Consider the following 11,194-nt stretch of genomic DNA (forward strand, 5'->3'; position numbering starts at 1 on the left):
AATAATATTTTACAAAAAGATGCTAACTCAAAAGTTAGCATCTTTTTTGTTGAAATAAGCAAAAACTTGTTCATTACGATTCTTTATAGTAACTTCACTTTACAATTGTAGTTAAAGTATTAACCCCCATAGTAAGAAATGGCATATTCTGCAACAGTAGAGGAAGAAAATAAAGAGATAGCAAATCGATACAAAGATTTACTAAAAGGGACATATCAAACATTATCTGAAGAAGATAAAAAATTGATTCGTAAAGCCTTTGAGGTTGCTGTTGAAGCACATTCGAAACAAAGAAGAAAATCAGGAGAACCATACATCTTCCACCCTATTGCTGTTGCCAAAATTGTTGCTTACGAAATTGGTTTAGGTGCTACATCTATTGCTGCGGCTCTTTTACATGATGTTGTAGAAGATACACATTACACCATAGAGGATATGGAGCAATTGTTTGGAGAAACTGTTGCTCGTATTGTGAGTGGATTAACTAAAATCTCCATTTTAAATAAAAGTCAAGACGCCTCTATACAGGCCGAAAACTTTAGAAAAATGCTACTTACTTTACACGATGATGTTCGTGTAATTCTAATCAAAATAGCTGACCGTTTGCATAATATGCAAACTATGGATGCAATGCCTCCACATAAGCAAGTTAAAATTGCTTCGGAAACCTTATATATTTATGCTCCTTTGGCACATCGATTAGGTCTGTACAATATAAAAACCGAACTTGAAGATTTAGGATTAAAATATACTGAGCCAGAAGTTTATAAAGATATACTTCTAAAAATTAAAGATAGTAAAGAAGAGCAACAACAATATATAGACCTTTTTAATTCAAAAATTCAAGAAGCATTAGATAAAGAAGGTTTTAAATATGAAATTAAAGGTAGATTTAAGTCTATTTTCTCCATCAGAAGAAAAATGCGCAAGCAAAATGTTTCTTTTGATGAAGTATACGACAAATTTGCTATTCGAATAATTTATACACCAACATCTAATGATGAAAAATTTGATGCTTGGAAAATCTATTCTATTGTTACCGATTTTTACAAACCTAATCCTGCAAGATTACGAGATTGGATTACCCAACCAAAATCTACTGGATATGAAGCATTACATATCACTGTAATTGGTCCAGAAGCTAAGTGGGTCGAAGTGCAAGTTAGATCACAGCGAATGGATGAGATAGCCGAGAAAGGTTATGCAGCTCATTTTAAGTATAAACAAGGTAATGTAAATGAAAATGGACTAGAAGGTTGGTTAAACAAATTAAAGGAAACTTTAGAAAACAATAATACACTTAATGCTGTTGATTTTGTTGAAGATTTTAAACTCAATCTATACGCAAAAGAAATCTATGTATTTACACCTAAAGGAGATTTAAAATCACTGCCTAAAGGTGCTTCAGCATTAGATTTTGCTTTCGCTATTCATACTGATGTTGGATTAAAATGTAGAGGAGCAAAAGTAAACGGCAAATTAGTTCCATTAAGTCACGAATTAAAAAGTGGAGATCAGGTTGACATTTTAACAACATCGGCAAATAAACCTAATGCTAGATGGTTAGATTTTGTAATAACAGCCAGAGCAAGAGCTAAAATAAAATCAGCATTAAAAGCTGATGAAAAGAAAATAGCAGAAGAAGGAAAAGCTATTTTAGTACGTAAGCTTAGACATCTTAAAATTAATTATGATGAAAAGCTAATACATGAAATCTCTAGTTATTTCAATTTAAAAACTAGCTTTGATCTTTTCTATCGTATTGGAAATGGTGCTATTGATAACTCACAATTAAAAGAGTTTGTAGCACAAAGATCTAGTCCGATAATGAGCTTTTTAAAAAATCCTTTCAAACGAAATGCTTATAAGGATATTACTGATGATGAAGAAGTAACTAATAAATATGATGCATTAGTATTTGGACAAGATGAAGAAAAACTAGAATATACACTGTCTGTATGTTGCAATCCTATTGCTGGAGATGAAGTTTTTGGTTTTGTAACCATTAATGATGGAATTAAAGTACATAAAACCAATTGTCCTAACGCCATTTCTCTTCAATCTAACTTTGCTTATAGAATTATTAAAGCGAAGTGGATTGATTCTACTAAACAAGAATTTTCTGCTATATTAAAAATTAGTGGAGTAGATAATAAAGGAATTGTAAATAATATTACCAAAATCATTTCCAATACTATGAATGTGTACATTAATAGTATTAATATATCTGGTAATGCTGGTGTTTTCGAAGGAAAAATCTCATTGACTGTAAAAAATAGAAATCAACTTACCAAACTTATCAACCACATAAAAAAAGTAGAAGGTGTACAAAAAGTATCTCGTGTTAATACTTTGTAGATATCTTCCTGAAAAGCCTATTTTTTTATCAATAAATAACCGTAAATTTGCATTTGGTTAAATAGTTAAATATATGAGTAACTCGGCTGAAAATCAAGAAATCGTAAAAAAAGTATTCACTTCATTTTTAGAAGAAAATAAGCATCGTAAAACTCCTGAACGTTATGCTATTTTACAAGAAATATATGATGCCGATGAGCATTTTGATATTGAATCATTATATATCAAAATGAAAAATAAAAACTATCGTGTTAGTAGAGCAACGCTATACAACACTATGGATCTATTGTTAGACTGTGGATTGGTACGTAAACATCAATTTGATGGACAATCTATGGCTCGATACGAAAAAAGTTACTTCGACAAAAACCATGATCATGTAATTTTAACAGATACTGGTGAAGTAAAAGAATTTTGTGATCCAAGAATTCAAATCATAAAACAAACTATAGAAGAAGTTTTTGATATTGATATTCACAACCACTCGTTATACTTCTACGGAACAAAAAAAGAATCTAAATAGAACTTTAAATACACACATAACAACACACTAATATAATGGCAGTAGATTTATTACTAGGCTTGCAATGGGGAGATGAAGGAAAAGGAAAAATTGTTGATGTTCTTACTCAAAATTATGATATCATAGCAAGGTTTCAAGGAGGTCCAAATGCAGGACACACCTTAGTTTTTGATGGAAATAAATATGTTTTACATACTATTCCTTCAGGAATTTTCCATAAAACAGCATTAAATGTAGTTGGTAACGGCGTAGTTATCGATCCTGTAATTTTCAAAAAAGAACTAGAAAATTTAGATAACCACAATATTAATTATACTGACAAACTTTTAATTTCTAGAAAAGCACATTTAATACTTCCAACGCACCGATTATTAGATGCAGCCTCTGAAACTTCTAAAGGAAAAGCTAAAATTGGTTCTACCTTAAAAGGAATTGGTCCTACATATATGGACAAAACTGGTAGAAATGGTATGCGTGTTGGTGATCTAGAGCTAGACAACTGGAAAGAAAAATATAAATCATTAACTGAAAAGCATATCAAAATGCTAGACTTTTTTGAAGTTGATATTCAGTATGATTTAGACGAATTAGAAGAAGAATTTTGTAGAGGTATTGATAAATTAAAAACATTACAGTTTATAGATTCTGAAGAGTTTTTAAATACTGCTATAAAAGATGGTAAAAAAATATTAGCAGAAGGAGCTCAGGGCTCTTTATTAGATATTGATTTTGGAACTTATCCATTTGTTACTTCAAGTAATACAACTGCTGCTGGTGCATGTACTGGTTTAGGTGTAGCTCCTAATAGAATTAAAGAAGTATTTGGAATTTTTAAAGCCTATACAACAAGAGTAGGCTCTGGTCCTTTCCCAACCGAGCTTTTTGATGAAGTTGGAGAAACAATGGGAAGAGTTGGTCATGAATTTGGTGCAACTACTGGTAGGCCTAGACGTTGTGGATGGTTAGACTTGGTTGCTTTAAAATATGCAGTTCAAGTTAATGGAGTAACACAATTAATGATGATGAAAGGTGATGTTCTTTCTGGTTTTGATACACTTAAGGTATGTACTTCATACAAATACAAAGGTGAAGAAATCAAACACCTTCCTTATAATATAGAACCTGAAAATGTAGAACCTATTTATTCTGAATTTAAAGGTTGGGAAGCTGACTTAACAGGAATGACCGATGAGAAATCTATGCCTGAAAACTTAGTCAATTATATCAATTTTATTGAGAAGGAAACTGGAGTACCGATTAAAATTGTTTCTGTAGGTCCAGATAGAAAACAAACTATTGTAAGATAGATTATTCAAAAAAAGAGTTCTTTTCAGAACTCTTTTTTTTATATTATAATACTACATCTTGAGCATAACTTTCACATTGATGTAATGTTTCTAAAACATCTTCTAAAGTAGTTCTTGGATTGATCAAGCACATTCTCAACACTACCTGTTTATTTAATATAGTAGTTACAAAAACAGCTTCTCGAGACTCCATTACTTTTTTGGAAATTTCTTGATTGATTTTATCAATTACTTCTTCTGAATACTCCTTATCAATAGGATTATATCTAAAGTTTATAACAGCTAATGTCGCTGGAGAAACAACTTCCCACACCCTACTGCTTCTCAAATACCCTTCAACTTGTTCAGTCAATTCAATATTATACGTAATTGCTTTTCTAAACGCTTGTAGACCGTAGGTTTTAATAGACATATAAAACTTTAATGCGCGTAATCTTCTAGTTAATTGCACTCCATAATCATAAAAATTAATTTCAGATTCGTTTCCTTCTATATCTCTTAAATACTCAGGTTTTTCACTAAATGTACTACTTAACCAAGAAGCATCTTTAACCAACAGACATCCTATTTCATACGGCTGAAAAAACCATTTATGTGGATCTACTGTAAGCGAATCAGCTCTTTCAATACCTCGTAACATACGTTTACCTTTTTCAGCAAGTATAGCAGCTCCACCATACGCTCCGTCAATGTGCAACCAAATATTTTCGGTTTCGCATATATCTGCTATTTCATCTAAAGGATCAACAGTCCCAGTATTCGTAGTACCTGCATTCGCAATAAAACAAAAAGGTTGTAGTCCTTCAAGTTTATCCTTAGCTATGGCATTTTTAAGCTTATTCACTCCTAATCTAAATTCAAAATCAGTAGGAATAATTCGAATTTGCTCCTTCTTAAATCCTAACACTCTTATCGCTTTTATATTCGATGAATGTGCTTGATCAGAAAGGTAAATCACCACTTTAGAAAAATCATCTCCACACTTTTTTCTTCTAGCAGTTACTAAAGCTGTTAAATTTGCCATAGATCCTCCACTGGTAAAGATTCCTCCTCCCTTTTTAACGGGAAAATCATACATTTTCAACAACCAATTGATCGTTACAATTTCTAATTCTGCCGCTGCAGAAGACACCAACCATCCTCCTGAAAAAATATTAAATCCTGTAGCTAAGGAATCAGACATAGTACTAATAAAATTACTAGGCCCTGGTACAAATGAATAAAATTTTGGATGTGAAGCAATAGTACTATTAGGTACTACATTTTGCATTACAAAATCTAAAATTTCATTAGCATCTGTGGCTTCTTCTGGTGCTTCTTGTAGAAATATAGCATCCAATTCTTTACGACTTTTAAATTCAGGAACAGGCTTTTTATGTCCCATATCATTCCAATGTTCTGCAATAATATCTACAATTTTATATCCGTAAGACTTCATCTCTTCTAAAGATAGATCGAAGTAATTTTCCATGTTTGTCATTAATTTAGTGCAAAATTATACTTCTTTTAACGAATAGAAATAGTATTTGAAACTAATTTTATAACATCATTTAGAAATTTGGCATGTTCTTTTCTTTATTTTTGTGCATTAAATTCAAAAATTTTGAAGAGATTACTTTTTTTTATTTCATTTATAGTATCAATTACTAGTTTTTCACAAGAAAAGAAAAATAAGAAAATCAAAATCTTATCTTCTCAAATCTCCACTTTTGATGAAGGCAAATATCCTGGTGCAACTATACTTATAGGAAATGTTAAAGTTGCACATGAAGGTGCTACATTAGATTGTAAACGCGCGCTACTTTATAGAGAAGACAACATTTTTAAAGCTATTGGTGAAGTCGTTATTGAACAAGGTGATAGTATTATTCAATATTCTGATTTTGCTAATTATGATGCCAATACTAAAATTGCTAAATCTTGGGGAAATGTAGAAGTAAACGACAAAGAAATGACGTTAAAAACAGATACGTTATACTTCAACAGAACTGAACAAATTCTATTTTATCCAGCTAAAGGAACCATTAGAGATCAAAAAAACACGTTAAAAAGCTATAAAGGAACCTATTACTTAGAAGATAAAAAGTTTACGGCTAAAAACAATGTTAATGTGATTAATCCTGATAATGAACTGAATTCTGATCATTTGGATTATTACACCAATACAAATCTAGCGTACGTTTATGGTCCTTCTACTATTTTTAACTTTAAAGATAGTACCAAAGTTTATGCAGAGAGAGGCTTTTTTGATACCGATAGAGATGTCTCATATTTTGTAAAAAATGCAAAACTCTATTTAAAAGATAGAACCATTAATGCAGATAGTTTGTATTATGACAAAAGAAAAGGATTTGCTTCTGCTAATAATAGAATAAAAGTTATTGATACAGTTCAGGATATGGTTATTAAAGGGAATTATGCTGAGCTTTTTGAAGATAAAGATTCTATGTTTATCATTAAAAAACCTGTAGCCATTTCAATTTTAGAAAAGGATTCTTTATACATACATGGCGATACTATTCTTGTTACAGGCAAAAAGGAAAACCGAATATTGAGAACCTATCATAATGTAAAAATATTCAAATCAAATCTGCAAGGTAAATGTGATTCAATTCATTCTAGTCAAGCTATTGGATTAACAAGAATGTTTAGAAATCCTATTCTTTGGTCTGGAAAAAGTCAAATTACTGGAGATAGTATTCAATTTACTAATCATAAAGAAACAAATCAATTAGATTCTTTACGCGTCTTACAAAATGGTTTTATCATACAAAATGACTCTATAGATCCTAGTAATTTTGACCAAATTAAAGGAAGAAATATCTACGGAAAATTTGAAGATAATAATTTAAGAACGCTGTTAGTTAAGGGAAATGCAGAATCTTTATATTATAATAGAAATGAAGAAACCTTAGAATTAGAAACCATTACTAAAGAAATTTCTAGTGATATTGAGTTTTTACTAGAAGATAATGAAATTGTAGAAACAAAATATTTTAAAACTACTGAAGGGAAAACTTTTCCTCCTTCTGAATTTCCTGAAAAAGACAAACGTTTTCCTGGTTTTCTGTGGAGAGAAGAAGAACAACCTAAGGTTATGGAAGATATCTTTATAAAAGATAATGCTACTGCTGAAAAAGAAACTGTAGAAAAAACAAACCCCGATGTAGAAAAAGCTAAGAAGCAGCTATTTCAGGAAAATGAGAAACGAGACTTAAAACGTTCTAAAGAATTAGAATTAAAAGAAATACAATTAAAGGAAGAGGAATAAAATTTATATGAATTATTGAATGTATTCAATTTTTTAAACAATTCAATAATCAAAAAGATGTTAAACAAATGAAAAATGAATTCTTAACATACCAAGCACAAACCTCTCCTCACCCACTTTGTATAGAAATTTCTCACGCTAAGGGTTCTTATATTTATAGTACTGAAGGTAAAGAATATTTAGATTTTGTAGCTGGTGTTTCTGCTAATAGTCTAGGGCATAATAATCTTAAGGTTAATGAAGCCATAAAACAGCAAATAGATGCGTATACTCATGTAATGGTTTATGGAGAATTTATTCAGAAACCACAATTAGAGTTATGCAAAGCTTTAACTAAAACTTTACCAACACATTTAAATTGTGTGTATTTAGTAAACTCTGGGACTGAAGCTACTGAAGGTGCACTAAAACTGGCTAAACGCTTTACTAATAGAACTGAAATTATCGCTGCAAAAAACGCCTATCATGGTAATACTGCTGGTGCGATGAGTGTTTGCGGTGCTGAATCACAAAACAGCGCTTTCAGACCTTTAATTCCAGGCACAAAATTCATTCAATTTAACACAGAAGATGATATCCAAAAAATTACTACAAAAACTGCTGCTGTAATTCTAGAAACCATACAGGGAGGAGCTGGATTCATTGAACCTAAAAACAATTTTCTAAAAAAAATAAAAACCAAGTGTGAAGAAGTTGGCGCTTTGTTGATTTTAGATGAAATTCAAACAGGAGTTGGTAGAACTGGAACATTCTGGGGCTTTGAAAATTATAATGTTACTCCTGATATCATTATTACAGGAAAAGGTCTCGGTGGAGGAATGCCTATTGGTGCATTTATTGCTTCTAAACAACACATAGATTGTTTGAAAGATAATCCTAAATTAGGACATATTACTACTTTCGGTGGACACCCTGTAATTGCTGCAGCGGGTTTAGCTACTATAAATGAAATTAGCACTTCCAATATTATGGAAGAAGCATTGAGAAAAGAAACCATTTTTCGAACACACTTAACACATCCTCTTATTAAAGAAATTAGAGGAAAAGGATTAATGTTAGCTTTAATTGTTGAGACTCCTGAAATTACAAATGAGGTAATTTTACAGTGTTTTGAAGAAGGACTTATCTTATTTTGGTTACTTTATGAAAAGAAAGCCATTCGAATAACCCCGCCTCTAACAATCTCAGATGAAGAGATTATTAAAGGTTGTAAAATTTTAACAAATATTTTATGCAATATAAAAATCTCTTGATCGTTTTATTAATACTTCTATAGTTGATTGGGGATTTTATTAACTATTGAATCGGTTGAGAGTGATTTCTCAACCGGTTTTTTTTTACATAGGTTAAAAACCTTTCACTAAACCCAAGCAAATCAAGGATAAACAATTTTTGCCTAAACAAGTTAATTTGTTTAATTTGTAACGCACAAATTTAGATTTATATGTCGATTGAAATTACGCGTCTTTTTGATTTTCCATATTATCAATTGGAAAAATACAATCTTGAAAAATCATTAACTACTAAGTACAACGGAGAATGGAAATCTACGTCTACAAAAGAGTATTTAGCAAAAGCTAATGCTATTAGTAGAGGATTACTAAGATTAGGAGTACAACCCAATGATAAAATAGCAATTATATCTACAAATAATTGCACAGAATGGAATATCTGTGATATTGGAATTTTACAGGTAGGAGCACAAAACGTTCCTATATATCCTACAATTTCGAAAGAAGATTACGAGTATGTTTTAAACCATTCTGAATCTACCTATTGTTTTGTTTCTGATGAAATGATTTTAGAAAAACTAAATCAAATAAAAGGAAATACAAAACTTAAAGAAGTTTTTACTTTTAAAGATATCGCTGGAGAAAAAAGCTGGGATGAAGTTTTAGAGCTTGGTAAGGATGAAAGTAATCAAAATGAAGTTGAGGAAAGAAAAGCCGCTGTAAAATCTGAAGATTTAGCTACTTTAATCTATACTTCAGGTACCACAGGTAGACCAAAAGGAGTTATGCTTTCTCATCATAATATTGTTTCTAATGTTTTATCTAGTGCCGCTAGAGTACCTTTAGATGCAGGTTATGGTAGAAGTTTAAGTTTTTTACCTGTGTGTCATATATTTGAACGTATGATCCTCTATTTATATCAATACTGTGGTATTTCTATTTACTTTGCTGAAGCTATAGATAAATTGAGTGAAAATGCACAAGAAATTAAGCCTAATGTAATGACTGCAGTACCTAGGCTTTATGAAAAAATTTACGATAAAATTTATGCAAAAGGTACCGAGTTATCTGGTGTTAAAAAAGCATTGTTTTTCTGGGCTATCAAATTAGGTTTAAAATATCAACCTTATGGTAAAAATGGATGGTGGTATGAGAAACAATTATCAATTGCCAGAAAACTAATCTTCTCTAAATGGCAAGCTGCTTTAGGAGGTGAACTTAAAATTATGGTTTCTGGTAGTGCTGCATTACAACCAAGATTGGCTCAAGTTTTTGCTGCCGCTGGAATGCCAGTAATGGAAGGTTATGGTTTAACTGAAACTTCACCAGTAATTTCAGTAAATGATTTAAGGAATAATGGTTTTAAAATAGGTACTGTAGGTAGGATCATAGATGGCGTAGAAGTTAAAATTTCTGAAGAAGATGAAATTTTGGTGAAAGGTCCTAATGTAATGATGGGATACTACAAAGATCCTGAAAAAACAGCACAAGTTTTAAAAGATGGTTACTTTCACACAGGTGATAAAGGTAAAGTTGAAAATGGCTTTTTAAGTATTACTGGAAGAATTAAAGAAATGTTTAAAACTTCTGGTGGTAAATATGTAATTCCTACACTTTTAGAAGATAAATTAAAACAATCTCGATTTATAGAGCAAGTAATGGTTGTAGGTGAAGGAGAAAAAATGCCAACAGCATTAATACAACCTAATTTTGATTTCCTTAAAGAATGGGCTTCTCGTAATGACATGAACATCTCGGATCAAAAAGATTTAGTGGCTAACGAAAAGGTTATCGCTAGAATTCAAGAAGAATTAGACGATTGCAACTGTCATTTTGGGAAATGGGAGCAAATAAAACGTTTTGAACTAACTCCTGATCAGTGGACCATTGATGGTGGACATCTAACTCCAACCATGAAAATGAAGCGAAAAATTATTAAAGAAATTTATACAGATCTGTACGAAAAAATGTACGATAGAGCTTAAAATAAAAAAAGATGATCTTACAAGATCATCTTTTTTTATTTATAGACATTTAATTAACTAATGTATTTTTTAATTTAATATTCTTCAAAAGTAAATTCGGTTAGTTTTTTTTCAGAAGTTAATTTAATTATGAGTACCATAGAAGCATTATCAAACTCCAATAGGTAGCAAAACCCTCTTTCTCCTTCTATCATAAACTCAGAAGAATGAATACTTCCTAGTTCATTATGGTAATTTTCAATGTTTTTCTCTAACGTGGTAACAGCTAAATTCGATTGTAATTCAGAGGAAAATAAGCCATGAATACTTTTTGCTTTCTTGGTATTGATATAATTAATAATAGTTTCTACTAATTTAGTGTAATCGTCTTCAGTTTGTGCAAAAGAAAATTGAAAAGAACATAACATTACAATTACACAGATAATTTTTTTCATGTACTATGAAATTTGGGGTTAATAATTGGGGTTTATTAAAAGATTATAATCTCACACAAATATAGGAGCTAACTTCCTGATAAC

General features: G+C 30.8%; 8 protein-coding genes. 6 read left to right on the forward strand and 2 right to left on the reverse strand.

What is annotated here, in order from left to right:
• Positions 1 to 138: 138 nt before the first annotated feature.
• From BVC87_RS12105 to BVC87_RS12115, 3 genes are all read left to right on the forward strand, one after another.
• Positions 139 to 2,358, forward strand: coding sequence for a RelA/SpoT family protein (locus BVC87_RS12105; RefSeq protein ID WP_075342649.1), 2,220 nt, complete (start codon positions 139 to 141; stop codon positions 2,356 to 2,358).
• A 73-nt stretch (positions 2,359 to 2,431) separates the two neighbouring features.
• On the forward strand, positions 2,432 to 2,881 hold the full coding sequence (locus tag BVC87_RS12110) for a Fur family transcriptional regulator (protein ID WP_075342650.1): 450 nt from the start codon (positions 2,432 to 2,434) through the stop codon (positions 2,879 to 2,881).
• A gap of 35 nt (positions 2,882 to 2,916) precedes the next feature.
• The gene (locus BVC87_RS12115; RefSeq protein WP_075342651.1) at positions 2,917 to 4,188 is read left to right on the forward strand and encodes an adenylosuccinate synthase; all 1,272 of its coding nucleotides are present in this window, start codon (positions 2,917 to 2,919) and stop codon (positions 4,186 to 4,188) included.
• 43 nt (positions 4,189 to 4,231) lie between these two features.
• Here BVC87_RS12115 and BVC87_RS12120 read toward each other — a convergent pair whose 3' ends face one another.
• A complete protein-coding gene (locus BVC87_RS12120; protein ID WP_083629427.1) occupies positions 4,232 to 5,668 on the reverse strand; it encodes a pyridoxal phosphate-dependent decarboxylase family protein in 1,437 nt (478 codons plus the stop codon).
• A 123-nt stretch (positions 5,669 to 5,791) separates the two neighbouring features.
• Between BVC87_RS12120 and BVC87_RS12125 the strand changes: the two genes are divergently transcribed.
• The 3 genes from BVC87_RS12125 to BVC87_RS12135 all read left to right on the forward strand — a co-directional run bounded on the left by BVC87_RS12125 (position 5,792) and on the right by BVC87_RS12135 (position 10,676).
• Positions 5,792 to 7,459 (forward strand): OstA-like protein, encoded by a 1,668-nt coding sequence (locus BVC87_RS12125; protein WP_075342653.1) that lies wholly within the window; start codon positions 5,792 to 5,794, stop codon positions 7,457 to 7,459.
• Between the two features lie 68 nt (positions 7,460 to 7,527).
• Complete coding sequence (locus BVC87_RS12130) at positions 7,528 to 8,712, forward strand: aspartate aminotransferase family protein (protein WP_075342654.1); 1,185 nt, start codon at positions 7,528 to 7,530, stop codon at positions 8,710 to 8,712.
• 191 nt (positions 8,713 to 8,903) lie between these two features.
• Entirely contained in the window at positions 8,904 to 10,676 is a 1,773-nt protein-coding gene (locus BVC87_RS12135; RefSeq protein WP_075342655.1) for an AMP-dependent synthetase/ligase, read from the forward strand.
• 74 nt (positions 10,677 to 10,750) lie between these two features.
• On the opposite strand, the gene BVC87_RS12140 is transcribed toward BVC87_RS12135, so the two are convergent.
• Complete coding sequence (locus tag BVC87_RS12140; protein ID WP_075342656.1) at positions 10,751 to 11,110, reverse strand: hypothetical protein; 360 nt, start codon at positions 11,108 to 11,110, stop codon at positions 10,751 to 10,753.
• Positions 11,111 to 11,194 lie beyond the last annotated feature (84 nt).

This window comes from Tenacibaculum agarivorans (assembly GCF_001936575.1).
Classification (GTDB): Bacteria; Bacteroidota; Bacteroidia; order Flavobacteriales; family Flavobacteriaceae; genus Polaribacter; species Polaribacter agarivorans.